At 65.0% G+C, this 17,835-nt stretch carries 14 protein-coding genes and 1 pseudogene; 10 read left to right on the forward strand and 5 right to left on the reverse strand.

Translation table 11 applies throughout. The features are described 5' to 3' along the window. Positions 1-104: 104 nt before the first annotated feature. The 5 genes from F6X39_RS29450 (at position 105) to F6X39_RS29470 (ending at position 8,288) form a co-directional block, all read left to right on the forward strand. On the forward strand, positions 105-749 hold the full coding sequence (locus F6X39_RS29450; protein WP_184053864.1) for a response regulator transcription factor: 645 nt from the start codon (positions 105-107) through the stop codon (positions 747-749). Positions 750-994: 245 nt separating this feature from the next. Continuing rightward, positions 995-1,741, forward strand: a complete 747-nt coding sequence (gene aqpZ / locus F6X39_RS29455) for an aquaporin Z (RefSeq protein ID WP_090805580.1) — start codon at positions 995-997, stop codon at positions 1,739-1,741. 149 nt (positions 1,742-1,890) lie between these two features. Beyond that, positions 1,891-6,303 (forward strand): ATP-binding protein, encoded by a 4,413-nt coding sequence (locus tag F6X39_RS29460; protein WP_262414854.1) that lies wholly within the window; start codon positions 1,891-1,893, stop codon positions 6,301-6,303. Positions 6,304-6,752: 449 nt separating this feature from the next. After that, positions 6,753-7,187 (forward strand): CHRD domain-containing protein, encoded by a 435-nt coding sequence (locus tag F6X39_RS29465; protein ID WP_187619165.1) that lies wholly within the window; start codon positions 6,753-6,755, stop codon positions 7,185-7,187. A gap of 132 nt (positions 7,188-7,319) precedes the next feature. Continuing rightward, positions 7,320-8,288, forward strand: coding sequence for an alpha/beta hydrolase (locus F6X39_RS29470; protein WP_187619166.1), 969 nt, complete (start codon positions 7,320-7,322; stop codon positions 8,286-8,288). Here F6X39_RS29470 and F6X39_RS29475 read toward each other — a convergent pair. Further along, a complete protein-coding gene (locus F6X39_RS29475; RefSeq protein ID WP_187619167.1) occupies positions 8,255-9,094 on the reverse strand; it encodes an EcsC family protein in 840 nt (279 codons plus the stop codon). The two genes, F6X39_RS29470 and F6X39_RS29475, sit on opposite strands and share 34 nt — an antisense overlap. 137 nt (positions 9,095-9,231) lie before the next feature. Here F6X39_RS29475 and F6X39_RS29480 point away from each other — a divergent pair, with 137 nt between their 5' ends. After that, complete coding sequence (locus tag F6X39_RS29480) at positions 9,232-10,827, forward strand: MDR family MFS transporter (RefSeq protein ID WP_187612591.1); 1,596 nt, start codon at positions 9,232-9,234, stop codon at positions 10,825-10,827. 30 nt (positions 10,828-10,857) lie between these two features. After that, a complete protein-coding gene (locus F6X39_RS29485) occupies positions 10,858-11,358 on the forward strand; it encodes a MarR family winged helix-turn-helix transcriptional regulator (protein ID WP_187619168.1) in 501 nt (166 codons plus the stop codon). 104 nt (positions 11,359-11,462) lie between these two features. On the opposite strand, the gene F6X39_RS29490 is transcribed toward F6X39_RS29485, so the two are convergent. Beyond that, positions 11,463-12,740, reverse strand: coding sequence for an amino acid deaminase (locus tag F6X39_RS29490; protein ID WP_090802982.1), 1,278 nt, complete (start codon positions 12,738-12,740; stop codon positions 11,463-11,465). A 155-nt stretch (positions 12,741-12,895) separates the two neighbouring features. Here F6X39_RS29490 and F6X39_RS29495 point away from each other — a divergent pair, with 155 nt between their 5' ends. The 3 genes from F6X39_RS29495 (at position 12,896) to F6X39_RS29505 (ending at position 15,729) form a co-directional block, all read left to right on the forward strand. Next, positions 12,896-13,786: a MurR/RpiR family transcriptional regulator gene (locus F6X39_RS29495; protein WP_090802984.1), complete on the forward strand. Its 891-nt coding sequence runs from the start codon at positions 12,896-12,898 to the stop codon at positions 13,784-13,786. 3 nt (positions 13,787-13,789) lie between these two features. Further along, on the forward strand, positions 13,790-15,271 hold the full coding sequence (locus F6X39_RS29500; RefSeq protein ID WP_187619169.1) for an N-acyl-D-amino-acid deacylase family protein: 1,482 nt from the start codon (positions 13,790-13,792) through the stop codon (positions 15,269-15,271). 71 nt (positions 15,272-15,342) lie between these two features. Continuing rightward, entirely contained in the window at positions 15,343-15,729 is a 387-nt protein-coding gene (locus F6X39_RS29505; protein ID WP_008923846.1) for a RidA family protein, read from the forward strand. A 93-nt stretch (positions 15,730-15,822) separates the two neighbouring features. Here the strand turns inward: F6X39_RS29505 and queF are convergent, their stop codons facing one another. From queF to F6X39_RS29520, 3 genes and pseudogenes are all read right to left on the reverse strand, one after another. Beyond that, positions 15,823-16,647: an NADPH-dependent 7-cyano-7-deazaguanine reductase QueF gene (queF, locus tag F6X39_RS29510; RefSeq protein ID WP_187619170.1), complete on the reverse strand. Its 825-nt coding sequence runs from the start codon at positions 16,645-16,647 to the stop codon at positions 15,823-15,825. Continuing rightward, the gene (locus tag F6X39_RS29515; RefSeq protein ID WP_184062437.1) at positions 16,644-17,546 is read right to left on the reverse strand and encodes a 5'-nucleotidase; all 903 of its coding nucleotides are present in this window, start codon (positions 17,544-17,546) and stop codon (positions 16,644-16,646) included. Before F6X39_RS29515 ends, queF begins: the two co-directional genes overlap by 4 nt. 23 nt (positions 17,547-17,569) lie before the next feature. Beyond that, positions 17,570-17,835, reverse strand: a pseudogene (locus tag F6X39_RS29520) (threonine ammonia-lyase, biosynthetic); the annotation flags it as partial.

A 17,835-nucleotide genomic window follows, 5' to 3' on the forward strand; every position in this document is an offset into this window, starting at 1 on the left:
GCGGCAACATTCTGCGCAGCCGCGCGGCGAATATATCGGCATAACCGGGGGACACATTTCGTGCGGTATGCCCGATCGACACCATAAAAAAGTCACGGAAAAGAATGCCAAACAAGATTCACGTCGTCGTGGCGGACGATCACGACTCCATTCGCGCGGGCGTCCGATCTCTGCTGCGCGACAAGCCGAATATCGAAATTGTCGGCGAAGCTGCCGACACCCGTGGTCTCGCGAAGCTGCTCGATGCCTGCGCATGCGACGTCGTCGTGTCGGACATCGGCATGCCGGGACTCGACGGAGACACCAGCGCGGTGCCGCTATTGCGCCGGCTGCTACGGCGCACGCCGCATCCCCACGTGGTCGTGCTGACCATGATTGGGCGCGCGCATGTGTTGGCCGGCTTGCGCAATATCGGCGTGACTGGAATCGTCGACAAGCGCGACGCCGTGGACGCATTGATCGACGCAATCGAAGCCGTTGCCGCCGGGGGCACCCATCTATCGGAACAGGTTCGGGCCGCACTTGCGACCGCGGAGCCTGCGCCGCCCCGGCGCGGCGGTGTGATGAGCGCACGCGAGTGGGAGGTGTTTCAACTCTATGTGCGAGGCCTCGCGGTGCACGAGATCGCCACACGTCTGCGACGTAGCGACAAAACCATCAGCACGCAAAAACGCAGCGCGATGCGCAAGCTCGGACTGGAAACAGAAGCCGACCTGATCAACTACGCCACTCAGATTGGGCTGATATGAGGCGCAGCAACGGTCAAAAATTCTTGTTCTCGATGGATTTGAGGTAGCCCTTATCAGACTTATCTGATTGCCGTGGCGTGGGGGGCACCCAATAATCCTGGCGCGCCTGTCATTGCGCGCCTTGCGCCGCAACTGCCAAGCGGCTGGTTCGTGATCCGATTACCAATGGATCAGGGGAATCCGGTGCAGACCTCTTCGCGCGATCGTTTGGCGTCTGTGCCTCATACTTGTTGGACGGGATAGAGATGGTTGCGCTAGGCAAGCGATTGTGCAGCGAGGGTGTGGGTACGGCTTGGCTCGTGTTCGTCGGCTGCGGCAGTACGGTGCTGGACACCACAGGCGTGCTGCAGGGCACTGGCGCGTTGCAAATGTCGTTGGCGTTCGGTCTTGCGCTTGCTACCGGCAGCTATGCCTTCGGCAAGATTTCCGGCGCGCATTTCAATCCTGCCGTCACCATCGGCCTGACGATCGCGCAGCGCTTTCCCGTACGTGATGTCTTGCCCTATATCGCTGCGCAAATCTGGGGCGCAATAGTCGCCGCGGCGCTGCTCGCCTACCTCGCCAGCGGCCGGCCAGGTTTCGAACTCTCCGCGAGTGAATTCGCGGCGAACGGCTTCGGCGCTCATTCGCCCGCCGACTATCCATTGCATGCGGCGCTCGTCGTGGAATGCGTGCTGTCGTTCGTGTTTGTCGGAGCATGCCTGCTGGTCGTCGTTCGAAAAGAGGTGGCAACGATTGCGCCGTTCATCACCGGCGCATGTCTGATGCTCGTCTACCTGGTGTCCATTCCGATCACCAATGGAGCGGTCAATCCCGCACGCTCGACCGCGCAGGCGCTGTTCGTCGGCAACTGGGCGCTGGATCAGTTGTGGCTGTTCTGGGCCGCGCCGTTGGCCGGAGCAATCGCGGCTGGCGTGCTGTTTTCGTTTCTGGACGGCGGAGCCGATTCGTCTTCGGTGTCGTTGGTGGACGGGCAGGGTGACGTTTCGTGAGCGAGGGACGGTACTCACCACTTCCGGTCGATGCGGTGCTGACATTGGGGCTGCGGCGTTTGTTGCGGTGTCTGTGGCCGCGCTCGCCGCGCCACTCGATGACGCATTGGCTCGCGTTTTTTCTGCTGGCGGTTACGGATGCGGTCTGCATGGCCGGACCTGCCGGCGCTGCGTCACAGCCGCCCGTAATTTCCGCAGTGGGAGCGGGTTCTTCCGCGTCGTCATCCATTGCATTTCCTGCCAGATTGACGGTCGGCATTCTCGAAGGAGGCTGGGCGCCGTTCGACATTCCGCAGGGCGGCCGGCTCGCCGGCGTCAGCGGCGACCTGTTGCGCGCGCTCGTGGGGCCGAACGTCGTCGTCGAGACGAAGAGCTTTCCCGACATGACCAAGCTGGTCGCCGCGGCTTGCGCCGGCGAGGTCGACCTGCTGACGAGCATAGCGCGCACGCCGGAGCGCGAGCGCTGCCTCAGCTTTACGGCTCCTTACTTCCACTCGTTCGCCTCGGCCGTCGTGCGTCGCGACGACGCCCGGCGTGTGAGCCCCACCGCCCTCGCTGGCGCGCGTATCGCGATCGAGCGCGGTTTTGCGCGTGAGCGTTTGTTGCGCGCAGGTTTTCCTCGCGCGAGTATCGTCTCGTTCGCGAGCACGCACGAAGCGCTGAACGCGCTACTGCATGGCGATGCAGACGTCTACTTCGGCTTCACGCCGGTCGTGCAATACGAACTGGCGACCGACGCGTATCGCAATCTGCGCGTAGCGTTCGAGCAAGGCGGCAAAGCGCTCGACCTGCGCTTTGCCGTATCGCCTCGCCAGCCTGCTTTGCGCGATCAGCTGAACCGCGCGCTCGTGTCGATGAATCCCGCCGAGGCCGCCGCGATACGCGCGCGCTGGCTGTCCGGCAACTTCAACGCGGCGCCCGCGCCGCATGCACCACGCTTCACGTTGACGCCGGAAGAGAAGAACTGGCTGCGTTCGCTGCCGCCGTTGCAGGTCGGCTTCGACAACGACTGGGCGCCGTTCAGCTATGTTGATTCCGCAGGCCGCCCCGTCGGTCTGACCGCCGATTACCTCACGTACCTGAGCAGCACGCTCGGTGTCGTGTTCAACCGCGCGCGCATGGCCGACTGGGCCGCCGCCGTCGAAGCGTTCCAGCGTGGCGACCTCGCGATGCTGTCCTCCACATCGAGTCGCGCCGCGCTCCTGGTAGGCGCCGACCATAGCCGGGTGTACGAGAGCGATCCGCTGGTGATCGTCGGGCGGAGCGGCGCGCCGCCCCCATGCTCGTTCGACGACATCACGTCGTGCCGCGTCGTGATGTCGCCGCACGTGGCCGGCTCGGTGCCGCTCGCGTTGGAAGCGGTGCCGGTCGATCACATCGTCGTCGCGGCGAGCCTGGGCGAGGCGATGCGCATGGTCGCGAGCGGCGAGGCCGACGTGCTGGTCGGCAACGCGGCCGCGATCAACGTGCAACTGCGGCAGCACTACGTCGGCTCGCTCAGGGTGCTCGACTCGCTCGGCGAATCCGACTCGTTGTATTTTGCTGTGCGCGAGGATCTGAGCCCGCTCGTCAAGCTGATCGATCGCGCGTTGCAGGCGATGCCGGCAGCCGAAAAGCAGCGCATCCGGCGCAAGTGGGTGAGTCCCGCCGCGCCGGACAACGCCGTATGGAGCGTGACGGCGGTGCGGCTGCTGCCGGTGCTGATCGGCATCGGCGTCGTGCTGCTGGTCACGTTGCGCGCGTACGTGCTGCTGCAACGCGAAGTCCGGCTACGCAAGCAGACCGAGCGCGAACTCGCACTGCAATTGAACTTCCAGGAAACGATGATGAAGACGGTGCCGTATCCGCTCATCGCGAAAGGCCTGGACGGACGGTACATCGCGATCAACGAGGCCTATGAGAAAGTGTGCGGGCTGGAGCGGAAGGACGTGCTCGGGCGCACGACGACCGAGGTCGGCACATGGGGCGACGCAAACAGCCGCGTGCTCGACGACATCACGGGCGAGATCCTGCGCGGCGGCGGCATCGCGAAAGTCGAACTCCAGTTCGAGGACGGCGCTGGCGAGACGCGGCATGGGATTTTCTGGACGAGCGTCTGCGAGGCCAGCGATGGGCATCCGGCGTACGTGCTTGGCACGATGGTCGACATCACCGACATCCGGCGCGCTGAAATGCGCGCGAGCGAAACCGAACGGCGCCTGTTCGACGTCACGCGCTCGTTGCCCGCCGTCGTGTTCCAGTTGCGGCGCTCGCCGTCCGGCGCGTATTCCTTCCCGTACATCGGCGGCGACACGCGGCATCTGCTCGGCGAGGGTGATTGGCATGGGGGGGCACGAGTCGATTTCCAACGAGTGTCGGAGCTGGATCGGCCGCGCGTTCTCGCCGAGCTCGAGCGTTCCGCGAGCTGCGCCTCCCCCGTGCATATGGAGTTCCGCCTGGAAAACGCCGGTCAACTAAAGTGGGTGCGGGCCGAGCTGGTGCCGCGGCGAGAAGCCGATGGCAGCGTCGTTTGGAGCGGCTATTGGGTCGATGCGAGCGTCGAGCGCGCGCGTTCGGAGGAACTCGCGCGGGCACGCGACGTGGCCGAGGCGGCCTCGCGCGCGAAGGACGACTTCTTCGCGATGATGAGCCACGAAATCCGCACCCCGATGAACGGTGTGCTCGGTCTCGTCGAAGTGCTCGAGCGCACGCCGCTCAGTACCGATCAGAGCGAAATGCTCGGCATGATCCATGAGTCGGCGGGCGCGCTGCTGCAGATTCTCGATGATCTGCTCGATTATTCGAAGATCGAGGCGGGGCGGCTCACGCTCGAAGCCGAGCCGATCGATCTGCGCGAACTCGTCGATAACGCGGTCGGCCTGCTCGCGGGGCGCGCCCACGAAAAGGGGCTGAAAGTGCGCGTCGACATCGCGACCGACGCCGCCGCGACGCTCCGCGGCGACAGCGTGCGTCTGCGCCAGATTCTGTTCAATCTGCTCGGCAATGCGATCAAGTTCACGCCGAAGGGCGAGGTGGGTGTGAGCGTGGCGGTCGTCCAAGATCGCGCGGACTCGCAGACGTTGGAGCTGACCGTTGAGGACACCGGCATCGGCATCGCGCCGGATGTGCAGGCGGGCCTGTTCGAGCCGTTCGTGCAGGCTGAGTCGTCCACCACGCGGCGCTTCGGCGGCACGGGCCTTGGGCTGACGATCTGCCGCAAGCTGATCGACCTGATGAACGGCACGCTCGCGCTGCGCAGCGAACCGGGCCACGGCACGAGGATGACCGTGCGGCTGACGATGCCGATCGTCGAGCAGCGTTATTCGATCAACGGTCTGCGCGGCAAACGCGCCGTCGTGATCACGCGAGATCCGCGCATCGGCCGCGCTCTCGCACACTTCGGCGAGGCGCTCGGGCTCGAACTGCGCAGCCTCTCGGCCGCTGCGGCGACGCAGGGCAAAAGCGACGTGCTGAGCCGCGCGGATCTGCTGTTCGTCGGCGAGGACGTCACGTTGCCCGTACAGATCGGCGCAAATGCGCGTGTCGTCACGCTGACCGAAAAGCCGATGCCGACGGGTTACCGCATCCTCGACGACAAGGTGCGCGTGAGCATCAATCCGATTTCGTGGCGCGGCCTCGGCGCCGCATGCGCGGCCGCGATGACGGGCCTGTCGTCGATGTCCCCGATGGTACCGCGAGCGCCAGGCGTGCCGTTCTCGACCGATGGCGTCGCGCCGCCGCCTGATCGTGAACGCGCGATCGCGAGCGGGCGACTGATTCTTGTCGCGGAAGATCACCCAGTCAATCAGGAGTTGATCCGCCATCAACTCGCCCTGCTGGGGTTCGCGTGCGACGTCGCGAACGACGGCGCCGAAGCGCTTCTCGCGCTCGAGCGCACGAGCTATGGCTGCCTGATCACGGACTGTCACATGCCGAACCTGTCCGGGTACGAACTGACTCGCCGTATCCGCGAAGCGGAGGCACTGCGCGGCGGCGCGCAGCGTCTGCCGATACTCGGCATCACGGCCAACACCGCGCCCGACGACCTGAGGCTGTGCCGCGAAGCCGGCATGGACGACAGTCTGATCAAGCCGACTCGGCTCGCCACGTTGCGCGACTACCTGAGCCGCTGGTTTGGCACCGACACCGTTCGGCACCCCGCGCCGGCAGAAACATGCGGTCGCGAATCGTCTGCGCCGGCCGGCGAGCGGCAGATCACGCAGCGCGTCGGTGTCGAACCGTACGTGCCCGTCGAACTAACACACATGACGCAGTTATGGGGAAGCGAGTCGACGGTCAAGGCGTTGCTCGGTTCATTCATCTCGTCGATGCGCGAAGACTTCAACGCGCTTGCGACGTTACTCGAACGCGCGGACACGGGGCGGGTGCCCGAGTGGCTGCATCGGGTGATGGGGGCGGCCAGCGTGCTGCAGTATCAGCCACTCGTACACGCGCTCGAAGCCTATCGTCGCGACATTGTCGCGAAGTCGCCCGAGCAGTTGCGTAACGAGGGGCATGCGCTAATCCGCCAATGCGAGGCGATGCTCGATGGCATCGAACAGCAGGCCGCATTGCTCGCCTAGCGGGCGGCGGGCGGTGACCTCGCGCGAATACGCGGCCGATTCAAACGGGCGCGATCAAAATCGGGACGAAAAAAAACGCGGCCGAAGCCGCGTTAAAGATTTGGAGACATCCTTCGATGAAGGAGTCACTTCTCGCAAATCGAAGCATACCAGGAACAGCGTCATTTATTCATTGCAAATCGCGCAATTAACTTTTCGATTAAATCGATTAAAACGATTTCGCACTACGTTGTTGCCGGTATTTTAGGCATATCGTGACGAACGCCTGTGCGCATTGCGCACGTTGCCCATCAGGCCTTCTGTTTCAATCACAGTCCGGTTCGAATTAAAGCGGCCCGCGCAAGCCACCATCTCAGCCTTACCGGCTCCAAATGATTTGCACTAGTATGTGGAAGCTCCGCACGGCCGACACGGGTGCCGCGGCGGCGCGTCAATGTCCGGAGAAGACCATGATTTCGCTGCGAAAATTGAATCTGGCCGTGGTGGTGTGGGCGCTTGCGTCGGGCGCTGCGTTCGCGGATACGGTTGCGCTGAAGGCGAATCTCCAGCCGTCGAGCGAAGTGCCGCCGCGCGTGAGTCACGGGCACGGCATGCTGAATGCGACCTTCGACACGTCCACCCAATCGCTGCAGTGGACTGTCACTTACGAAGGCTTGAGCAGTCCGGTCACCGCCGCGCATTTCCATGGTCCCGCGCCGGTTGGCCAGAACGCGAAGGTCCAGGTGCCGATCGGGAAGAATGGCCTCGCGAGTCCGATCAAAGGCACGGCGAAGCTGACCGAGCAGCAGGTCACGGATCTGATGGCGGGGCAGTGGTACTTCAATGTTCATACCGCGCAGAATCCGACGGGCGAAATTCGCGGGCAGGTGTTGCCGGCGAACTAGGCGTGGGCCTCGCGTGGGCCGAGCGCGCGTGCCGCGGCCAAAAGCAGCTTCACACCGTTAGAACCCGCCAACCAACGGCGCCCCCGCCACCGCCCGTACCATGACGGGACTTCAACGAAGGAGCATGTCCCGATGAGCTGGCAAAGCGCGCTCGCTTGCTGGTATTTGCGCAGGCAGTTCCGGCCCGAAACCCTCAAACCGTCTATCAACGTCGAGCGGGCGCGCGCGCTGACCTCGAAGCGGGTGTGGTCGCCACGCGTGCCGCGCGGCTGGCATCTTCGCGAAACGTATGGCGCGGGCGAGGCGCCGCTCGTCGGCGAATGGCTGGAACGTGTGGACGGCGGCACGGCCGGCGGCGCGGAGCCGACGGTGCTGTATTGCCACGGCGGAGGCTACTACTTCTGCTCGCCGCGCACGCATCGGTCGCTAACGTTCGCTCTCGCTACCCGCGCAGACGCGCGGCTCTTCTCCCTCGACTACCGCCTCGCGCCCGAGCATCGCTTTCCGGCCGCGCTTGAGGACGCCACCGCCGCCTATCGACAACTGCTCGCGATGGGCATCGCACCGAGCTCGATCGTGGTCGCCGGCGACTCGGCCGGCGGCGGCCTCGCGCTCGCCACGCTGGTCGCGCTGCGCGACGCCGGCGCACCGATGCCCGCTGGCGGCCTGCTGTTCTCGCCGTGGACCGATCTGGCGACGACCGGCGCGAGCCTGCGCACCAACGACAGCGTTGATCCGATGTTCTGTGGCGCCTCGATCGAGCGCGCGGCCAAGGTCTATCTCGGCGACGCGCCGGCCACGCATCCGTACGCGTCGCCGGTCTACGCGGACCTGCACGGTCTGCCGCCGCTGTTCTTGCAGGCGGGCAGCACCGAGGTGCTGCTCGACGACGCGCGCCGCGTCGCCGACCATGCGCACGCGGCAGGAGTCGATTGCGAATGCGAGGTGTGGAAAAACCTGCCGCACGTGTGGCCGATGTTCGCGCCGTTCATGCCGGAGGCGAACCGCGCGCTCGATCGCGCGGCCGCGTTCGTGCGACGCGCGACGAGCCGCGCCGCAAACAGGGCTCAGGCGTCGAGCGTGACGTCGAGCGTCCGATAGACGGCTTCGATCGTTTGCTGGCCGTATTGCCGCTCGAGCCGCCGCACGGTGAAGTGCCCGTGCGCGACCTGCTGGAAGTGATCGATAAACACGGTGTTGACCATCGCGCCGAGCACCGCGCCGATCGCGGGAATCGATTTGGCAGCGATCTGTTCGCTGACCTGCACCGAAAAGCGCGCGGCGATCGCGTTGAGCAGTCGCAGCAGCGCCGCCGACCCGTGGGTCGTGAAGCCCTTGCTGGCCACCTCGGAAGACGCCTTCGACACCGCCTGCGCTAGCGCGCCGCGCATGAAGAAGTAGCCGAGGTCGGCGTCGTCGTCCTCGCTCGATGTACCGCCCATGCCGAGCACGGTCAGGCATTGCAGCTGCGTGTCGACCGAGGTCAGGTCCTCGCCCTCGCTGCGCGCGATGTCGCAGATCGAGCGGAACATCAGCGTAGTCGTGACCGGCAGCTCGACTGGCAGCGCGATCAATCCAAACGCCCCGCCGGCCGCGCCGGTGGTCGCGACCGCGAACTTGTGCAGCAGGTTGTTCGGCTTGTCGGGCGCGAGAAGCTTAGCGTCGTCGCGCCGGCCGAGCGTGCGTAGCGCGATCGACAGACATTTGCGCAACGCGGCCTGCGTCGCATCGGACACTTTTTGGTTGGCGAACGCCGGGATGCGCGATAGCAGCTTCTCGATCGGCGCGCCGACGACGCTCGCGAGCTTCATCGTGAGCGCGGGGCTTTCGAGCTGGTGTTTCGCGCGCCGCAGCGCGGCGAGGTCCTGCTCCGATAAGTATGGAGTTGCGAGCGAACTCGGCTGCATGGGCCTCCCTGGCATGTCGTGTGTTGCGTACCTGGAGTCAGTCTACCGCGTTGCAAGACGCGTTCCGTCCCGCTTGGAGCGTCGCATCATGGTATGATCGCCAATCTTTTGACACGTCAACTTTTGCTCCATCAAAAATGGCTGTCCATACCGCCGCCCACCATTCGAGTGGGCAAGTCTTACCGTTCCGCGAATCCCTGCTGGCCATGCTCGGCATCTCGTTCGTCACGATGCTGGTCGCGCTCGACCAGACCGTGGTCGGCACCGCGCTGCCCACCATCGTGTCCGAACTCCGAGGCTTCGAGTTGTACGCATGGGTCGCAACCTCGTATCTGCTGACCTCGGTGATCACCGTGCCGATTTTCGGGCGGCTTGGCGATTATTACGGGCGCAAGCCGTTCGTGATTGCGTCGATCGTCGTGTTCACCGGCGCCTCGGTGCTGTGCGGCGCGGCCAACAGCATGCTGTTTCTCGTGCTCGCGCGCGGGTTGCAGGGCATTGGCGGCGGCATGCTCGTCGGCACCGCGTTCGCATGCATTCCCGATCTGTTCCCGGATTCCGTCGTGCGGCTGCGCTGGCAGGTGCTGATGAGTTCGGCGTTCGGCATCGCCAATGCGGTCGGCCCGTCGCTCGGCGGTTTTCTCACGCAGTACTACGGCTGGCGCTCGGTGTTCTATGTGAATTTGCCGGTCGGGCTGCTGTCGCTGTTTTTCGTCTGGCGTTTCCTGCCGCATCTGCGGCACGTCGAACATACCGGCAAAATGCGGCTCGACTGGCCCGGCGCGCTGCTGATCGCGATCGCGCTCGGCTCACTGCAGCTGTTCGTCGAATTGCTGCCGAAGCACGGCGTCACGCTGAGCGCGTTCGCGCTGCTCGGGCTCGCCGTCGCGTCGGCCGTCACGCTGTGGAAATGGGAAAAGCGCTGCCCGACCGCGATCCTGCCCGTCGACATGTTCCGCAACCGCAGTCTGGCCGCGCTGTTCACGCTGGCCGTGCTCGGCGGCTTCACGATGTTCTCGCTGCTGTTCTACGCACCGCTGCTGTTCCAGGGCGGCTTCGGCATGTCGCCGAAAGAGGCGGGCCTCGTGATCACGCCGCTCGTCGTGTTCATCACGATCGGCAGTATCGCGAACGGGCGCGTCGTGTCGCGGGTGAAGAATCCGAACCTGATGCTGTACATCGGCTTTGCGATGGTCGCGCTGTCATGCCTTGGCATCGTCGTCGCGACCCGTTCGATGCAGCAATGGGTGCTGATGTCGTTCATGGTCGTCGGCGGCCTCGGGCTCGGCTTCGTGATGCCGAACCTGACGATCTTCGCGCAGCAGACCGCGGGCCGCGAACACCTCGGCATCGCGACGGCGCTGCTGCAGTCGCTGCGGATGATCGGTGGCATGATCGGCACGGCGCTGACCGGCACGCTCGTGACCCACATGTACAAGAGCGGTGTGCGCAATGCGCTCGAAGGCGCGGGCGCGTCGCACTGGTTCGCCGATCTCGGCGATCCGCAGATCCTGATCAACCGCGATGCGCAGACCACGCTCGTCGACCAGTTGACCCACGCTGGCCACAACGGCGCGATGTTGCTCGAAAGTGCGCGCGAGGCGCTGGTCGGGGCGATTCATCTGGGTCTCGCGATGGCCGCGGTGATCGCCGTCGTGTCGGTGTGGCAAACCCGCCGCGTGCCGCCGATCAAGCTGCAGCGCAAGCTCGAGCCGGTGATTCACGCAGACTGATTTTTGAACTTGGTGTTGGACAGGCAGATTATGGAAGAACAGGACCGCGTCGCCGTCATGCAGCAATTTGGTCGCACGTATCGGGCGTTCATGTCGGCATTCGAGGCCCAGGTGGGGCATCCGTTGCCACGCTGGCGCATTCTGCTCGCGCTGCGCGAGCAGGCCGGCGAGTCGTCGCAGAAGCGGCTCGTCGAGCGGTTGCGCGTCGATCCTGGCGCGCTCACGCGACAGCTGAAGGCGCTCGAAGGGTTGGGCTGGATCGCGCGCAGCATGGATACGCGCGATAACCGCGTGACCAACGTGCGCCTGACCGAAGCGGGCCACGCCGCGACCGAAGCGAGCCTGCCGCGTCGCAACGCGTTCTTGCACAGCACGATGGCCGGGTTGCCGGATGAGGCGCTCGCGGCGTTGTCGAGCGCGCTGAGAATGTTGGAGACGCGCATCGGCGAGGTGACGGCCAACGCCGGCGCCGCGACCGTGGCCGCCGCGCCGCAGGAGACCGCTGGCGACGAGGCGGCGCAGCGCATGTGATTTTTAGTCCGCGCGTGGCGATAAAAAAGGCTGTGAGCCCAAGGGCGCACAGCCTTTTTCTTTAGCGGAACAGATCGCGCTTCAGTCAGCGCGGCGTGATCCGATCAGAAGAACGTCTCGATCACTTCCTTCACGCGATACTGCGGATCGACGACCAGCACCTGCTTCCACTTGTCGAACGTCAGGCACGGATGCGAGATGTCGAACGCGATCATGTCGCCCACTTTCAGATCGGCGCCCGCGGGAATCCGCAGGTACGCGTGCTGATCCATCAGACCGAAGATTTCCCAGCCCTCGCTCGCGGCGATGTCGCGCGGCGCTTGCTGGCCCGGACGATAGTGGCGCGCCGGCTCCGGCATGCCTGCGTCGAACGCGGAGTCGCGTTTGCCGAGGCCGATGATCGCGCGATCCGGCTCGGGAATGGACTGCACGTACGCCCACAATTGCAGCGCCGGCAGCAAGCCTTCGCCCATTTTCTTCGCGACAGGATTGCGCTTGAAAATGTCGGTCTGCGCCTTGCGATAGATGCCGACGTCATGCGTCAGATAGCAGCCGGGACGCAGCACGACCTCGACCTTGCCGGATTGCGTCGCCTGCGCGAACTCTTCGGCGACCACGTCGTACCACGCCGATCCCGCGCCCGATAGCACCGCCGGCGAGCGCGCGAAACGCCCCTGCTCGACAAGTTCGCGAGTGACCGCAACCGCGCCTTGCAGGAACGCGCGCACTTCGGGTTCTTCCTTCAGCACGCCTTCGTACAGTTCGACCCCCGCGAGCTTCAGCACGTCCGGATAGCGCGCGATCGCGTCGAGCACCGCGTTGCGCTGCGCTTCGTCGCGCACGCCGGTGCGTCCACCCGGCACGCCGAGTTCGAGCAGCACCTGCAGCGGCTTCTTCACCGAGGTGAAGAATTCGCCGAGTTGCTCGACGCCTTCAGCCGAATCGACGAGGCAGAAGAATTCGAAATCCGGATCGCTGAGCAATTCGGCGATCATCATCATGTTGTGACGGCCGACCAGCTGATTCGCCATCAGGATGCGCGAGACGCCGCCGTGGTACGCCGCGCGCACCTGATGAGCGGTGGCGAGCGTGATGCCCCACGCACCGGTTTCGAGCTGACGGCGAAACAGTTGTGGCGCCATCGTGGTCTTACCGTGAGGCGCGAGCTTGACGCCGTATTCGGCAACGAACGCCTGCATCCACTTCAGGTTGTGCTCGACGCGATCGGCGTACAGCACGGCGGCCGGCAGGCTGACGTCCTCGGCGAGCAGGTTCCACTCGAGGCGCGCGGCGTCCGTCAGCTGGATGCTCGTGCCCGGAACCATGCCCAAGCCCTTGCTATAAGGATCAATCGTCGCGCCCTGATAGTTTGTAACTTTCATGTCTCCGTGCTCCATCGTCCGGGTAAATTGAGTCAGATTTGACTTTACCATGTTATCGAAAGTACGATGTCTGAACGAATGTTATTTAGTACCATGGGTTTCGAAGGCCGCCGGAAAGGGCCGCGAAAGCCGTGCCGCGAACCCCACCGCCTGCCATGAACCGTAGCGCCGAACCGCTCGCTTTCGACATCGTCGCGCGCATTGCCGAGTGCGCGCCGGAGTTGCGCTCGGCCGAACGCAAGGTCGCCGCGCTGATCCTCGACGATCTGACCGGCGCGTCGCGCGCGAGCATCGGCGCGCTGGCACAGCAGGCCGAGGTCAGCATCGCGACCGTCACGCGCTTCGCGAAGGCGGTCGGCTGCCGCGACGTGCGCGAACTCAAGCTGCGGCTCGCGCAGGCGGCCGCGGTCGGTCAGCGGTTTCTCGAGCGCGACACCGCAAGCGACGCACCCGAGCCGATCGCCACGCGCGTCTTCGACGAGCTGCAAACGGCGCTCGCGCACAATCATCAACTGCTGCGCCAGGCGCCGCTCGCCGAAGCGGCCGCCGCGCTGCGCGATGCGCGCATGATCTACGTGTTCGGCATGGGCGGCGGCTCGACCGCGCTCGCTGACGAAATGCGTTTCAGGCTCGTGCGCCTCGGCCGCCCGGTCGCGACCTATCAGGACGGGCTGTTGCAGCGCATGGTGGCGAGCACGGTGTCGCGCGAGTGCGTCGTGATCGCGCTGTCCACCACGGGGCGCGTGCCCGAGATGGTCGAGAACTGCAAGATCGCGCGCAGCTACGGTGCGACGGTGGTCGCGCTGACGGCGCCCGCGTCGCCGCTGGCGAAGCTCGCCAACTGGCTGATCCCGATCGTCGCGTTCGAAACCGATTTCATTTACAAGCCGTCGTCGTCCCGTTACGCGATGATGATGGCGCTCGATGTGCTCGTCACCGAACTTGCCGTCAGTCAAGGCGACGAAAGCCGCGAATTGCTGCGCCGCATGAAGCACGCGCTCGACGCGCACCGCGGCGGCGGCGATCGACAACCGTTAGGAGACTGATCCATGCATTCGCATCCCGAAGCCGCCGACACGCTGATCGTCGGCGCGCAACTGTACGACGGCACGGGCGCGCCGCCCGTCGAGCGCGACGTGGCAATCCGCGACGGGCGCATCGCCGCGATCGGCAATCTGTCGAACTGGCTCGCCGAAGAGGTGATCGAGGCCGAGGGGCGCGCGCTCGCGCCGGGCTTCATCGACGTACACACGCACGACGACACGCATGTGATCCGCTCGCCGCAGATGCTGCCCAAGATCACCCAGGGCGTGACGACGGTGATCGTCGGCAATTGCGGGATCAGCGCGTCGCCGGTATCGCTGAAGGGCGATCCGCCCGATCCGATGAACCTGCTCGGCGAGCGCGACGCGTTCCAGTACCCGACCTTCGTCGACTATGTGAACGCGGTGAACGCCGCGCGGCCGGCGGTGAACGTCGGCGCCCTGATCGGCCACACGGCGTTGCGCAACAACCAGATGGACCGGCTCGATCGCGCGGCGACTGCCGAGGAAATCGAGCGCATGTGCGCGCAGCTCGAGGAAGCGCTCGCGCACGGCGCGCTCGGTCTCAGCTCGGGGCTCGCATACGGTTCGGCGTTCGCCGCGCCGACCGAGGAAGTGATGGCGCTCGCCGAGCCGCTCGCGGCCGCGGGCGCGCTGTACACGACCCATATGCGCACCGAGTTCGACGCGATTCTCGACGCGATGGACGAGGCCTACCGCGTCGGTCGTCATGCGCGTGTGCCGGTCGTGATCTCGCATCTGAAGTGCGCGGGGCCGTCGAACTGGGGGCGCAGCGTCGAAGTGCTGAAGTCGCTCGAAGGCGCGCGCGGCGGGCAGCCGGTCGGTTGCGACTGCTATCCGTACAACCGCAGCTCGTCGACGCTCGATCTGAAGCAGGTGACAGGCGACATCGACATCACGATCACCTGGTCCGAGCCGCATCCGGAAATGGCGGGCAAGCTGATCAAGGAAGTTGCGGCCGAATGGGGCGTCTCGCAGCAGGAGGCGGGCAAGCGCCTGCAGCCGGCCGGCGCGGTCTATCACAACATGTCCGAAGACGACGTGCGGCGCATCCTGTCGCATCCGGCGACGATGGTCGGCTCCGACGGCCTGCCGAACGATCCGCTGCCGCATCCGCGGCTGTGGGGCGCGTTTCCGCGCGTGCTCGGTCACTATGCGCGCGATGCCGCGTTGCTGCCGCTCGAGGAAGCGGTGCGCAAGATGACGAGCCTGTCCGCGCGCCGCTTCGGACTCGCGCAACGCGGCGAAGTGCATATCGGCTATCACGCCGACCTCGTGCTGTTCGATCCGGCGAAAGTGCATGACGTGGCGACGTTCGACAAGCCCCAGCAGCCCGCTGCCGGCATCGACGCGGTGTGGGTCAACGGCGTGCTGTCGTATCGCGATGGCGCGGTGACGGGCGAGCGGGCTGGCCGGTTCGTCACGCGCGGCGCGCCGTCGAAGGGCGATGCGCAGGGCGCGTTCTGATTTTTTATCGATTGATGGCGGCACGCGCGGCGAGGGCGCCGCGCGTGCCCGACTTTTTAAGGAGTGTGACGATGAAGCGATATGGCGTGGAAGGCGGAAAGGGAACGGGCGGTCAGGTGATGCCGTTCGCGCGCGCGGTCGAGGCGGACGGCTGGCTGTTCGTGTCGGGCCAGACGCCGATGGAAAACGGCGAAGTGATCAACGGCGGCATCGTCGAGCAATCGCACAAGGCGATCCAGAACGTGTTCGCGATCCTGAAGGAAGCGGGTTATGGCGCCGAGCACGTCGTGCGTTGCGGCGTGTGGCTCGACGATCCGCGCGACTTCGCGTCGTTCAACAAGGTGTTTCGCGAGTATTTTGGCGAGAATCCGCCGGCGCGCGCGTGCGTGGTGTCGTCGATGGTGATCGACTGCAAGGTCGAGGTGGATTGCGTCGCTTATAAGAAGCCGGCGGCCTGATCGCTTTGATGGCTTTCATGTGACGAGGGCGCCGCAGGTCGTGATGGCCTGCGGCGCCCTCGTCGCGTTTACCGCTGTTTTTTTGTGTTGGAGTTACTGCCGCGCGAGCCGCGTGTTGTCCGGCATCGGCAGGTTGTAGTTGGTGCGGAACGGGTTGATGTCGAGCCCGCCGCGACGCGTGTAGCGCGCATACACGGCGAGCTTCAGCGGTTTGCACATCTTCATGATGTCGACGAAGATTCGCTCGACGCATTGCTCATGAAACCCGGTGTGATTGCGGTACGAGATGATGTATCGCAAGAGGCCCGCGTGATCGATCTGCGGGCCGGCGTAGTGGATCTGCACGCTGCCCCAGTCCGGCTGACCGGTCACCGGGCAGTTCGACTTCAGCAGGTTCGAGAACAGCGTTTCCTCGACCGGCGCTTCGTCGCGCGCCGCGCTCAAAAGTGACGCGTCCGGCTGATAGACGCTCGCCTCGAGTTCGAGCCGGTCGAGCGACAGACCGGCGAATTCTTCCATTTTCAGCTTGCCGAATTCGTGCGGCGTGCTCAGATGTACCGACACGGTCGCGCCGCACGACGCGGACACGTCGCGCCTGATCGTGTCGCGCACGCTCTCGGCCGAGTCGAACGCAGTCTGCGCGAACGAGCCCAGATACAGCTTGAACGATTTCGACTCGACGATGTTCGGCGAGTCGGCCGGCACGAAGAACGTCGCGACGGCGATCTGAGGCTTGCCGCGCGCGTTCAGCCACGACAGCTCGTAGGCGTTCCAGATGTCGGTGCCGAAAAACGGCAGTCGCGCGGTAATGCCGATCGCCTCGCGGGCATGGCTGCGCGCAATCGGAAATAGCAGCGTCGGATCGTATTGTTCGGTGTAAGTCGAGGACTTGCCGAGCGGGGATTGTTCGGGTGTCATGATGCGTTCACGATGCCACTCAGCACGTGCCCGGTCGCGGTTACGACGCGGGCCGATTCGCAGTGGCCGATCTGGTCGTCGAAGAAAAAGTCGGGCTCGAACTCGCGCAGAAATGCGCTTTTGTCGAGGCCGCCGAGGAACATCGCTTCGTCGATTTCGATGTTCCATGCCATCAGGGTGCGGATCGCGCGCTCATGCGCGGGCGCCGAGCGCGCCGTCACCAGCGCCGTGCGAATGCGCATCGGCGCGGCCGCGTCCGCGAGTTTTTGCAGCCGGTGCAGTGCTTCGAGCAGCGGCTTGAGCGGACCGTCCGCGAGCGGCAGATGCTTGTTGTCGATCTCGTGACCGACGAACGCGCGCAGGCCGTCTTGCTGGAAGATGCGTTCCGCTTCGTCGGAAAACAAGACCGCGTCGCCGTCGAACGCAATGCGGATTTCGTCCGGGTATTTGCTCGCCATTTTCGCCGATTCCGGCAACACGCGTGCGGCTGGGAAGCCAGCGGCGAGCGCATCGCGCACGTCGTGCTGATTCGCCGACAAAAACAGCGAAGCGTTCAGCGGCTTCAGATAACCGAACGGCGCGCGGCCGCGCGTGAACACGCCGCGCTCGATCGCGAGCCCGTGTTCGCGGCAGGAATGAAACGCGCGCAGACCGCTGATCGGATCGCTGCGCGACAGGATCACCACTTCGACGCGATGACCGCCGGCGTTCAGCGCAAGCAGCTTGCGGATCAGCGGAAACGCCACGCCCGGTTTCGCGGGCACGTTCAGACGCTCGCGCTGCAACGCTTCGTAAGCCTTCAGGTCGCCGGCCTCGTAGACACGGTTCTCTTCCTCGAAGTCGAACAGTGCGCGCGACGAGATTGCGACCACCAGTTTGTCGACGAGCGAAAGCGCCATCGTTGCGTTCCGGTTCGAAGAGATCAGGCGAGGAAGAGACGATAGACCGGGTTTTTCGTCTCTTCCCAGCACGGATAGCCGAGCGTTTCGATGAAGCGCTCGAACGCCGCGTGGTCGCTCCCGGGCACCTGAATGCCGACCAGAATCGAGCTGTAGTCCGCACCCTGGTTGCGGTAGTGGAACAGGCTGATGTTCCAGTTCGGCGCCATCGACGACAGGAATTTCATCAGCGCGCCCGGACGTTCCGGAAACTCGAAGCGAAACAGTCGTTCGTCGCGCGCGAGCGGCG

The organism is Paraburkholderia sp. UCT2, assembly GCF_014397665.1.
Lineage (GTDB): Bacteria > Pseudomonadota > Gammaproteobacteria > Burkholderiales > Burkholderiaceae > Paraburkholderia > Paraburkholderia tuberum.

Bases quoted from the DNA above. Each gene is read 5' to 3' on its own strand.
- F6X39_RS29450 (WP_184053864.1), top strand. From the start codon at position 105: ATGCCAAACAAGATTCACGTCGTCGTGGCGGACGATCACGACTCCATT.
- aqpZ (WP_090805580.1), top strand. From the start codon at position 995: ATGGTTGCGCTAGGCAAGCGATTGTGCAGCGAGGGTGTGGGTACGGCT.
- F6X39_RS29460 (WP_262414854.1), top strand. From the start codon at position 1,891: ATGGCCGGACCTGCCGGCGCTGCGTCACAGCCGCCCGTAATTTCCGCA.
- F6X39_RS29465 (WP_187619165.1), top strand. From the start codon at position 6,753: ATGATTTCGCTGCGAAAATTGAATCTGGCCGTGGTGGTGTGGGCGCTT.
- F6X39_RS29470 (WP_187619166.1), top strand. From the start codon at position 7,320: ATGAGCTGGCAAAGCGCGCTCGCTTGCTGGTATTTGCGCAGGCAGTTC.
- F6X39_RS29475 (WP_187619167.1), bottom strand. From the start codon at position 9,094: ATGCAGCCGAGTTCGCTCGCAACTCCATACTTATCGGAGCAGGACCTC.
- F6X39_RS29480 (WP_187612591.1), top strand. From the start codon at position 9,232: ATGGCTGTCCATACCGCCGCCCACCATTCGAGTGGGCAAGTCTTACCG.
- F6X39_RS29485 (WP_187619168.1), top strand. From the start codon at position 10,858: ATGGAAGAACAGGACCGCGTCGCCGTCATGCAGCAATTTGGTCGCACG.
- F6X39_RS29490 (WP_090802982.1), bottom strand. From the start codon at position 12,740: ATGAAAGTTACAAACTATCAGGGCGCGACGATTGATCCTTATAGCAAG.
- F6X39_RS29495 (WP_090802984.1), top strand. From the start codon at position 12,896: ATGAACCGTAGCGCCGAACCGCTCGCTTTCGACATCGTCGCGCGCATT.
- F6X39_RS29500 (WP_187619169.1), top strand. From the start codon at position 13,790: ATGCATTCGCATCCCGAAGCCGCCGACACGCTGATCGTCGGCGCGCAA.
- F6X39_RS29505 (WP_008923846.1), top strand. From the start codon at position 15,343: ATGAAGCGATATGGCGTGGAAGGCGGAAAGGGAACGGGCGGTCAGGTG.
- queF (WP_187619170.1), bottom strand. From the start codon at position 16,647: ATGACACCCGAACAATCCCCGCTCGGCAAGTCCTCGACTTACACCGAA.
- F6X39_RS29515 (WP_184062437.1), bottom strand. From the start codon at position 17,546: ATGGCGCTTTCGCTCGTCGACAAACTGGTGGTCGCAATCTCGTCGCGC.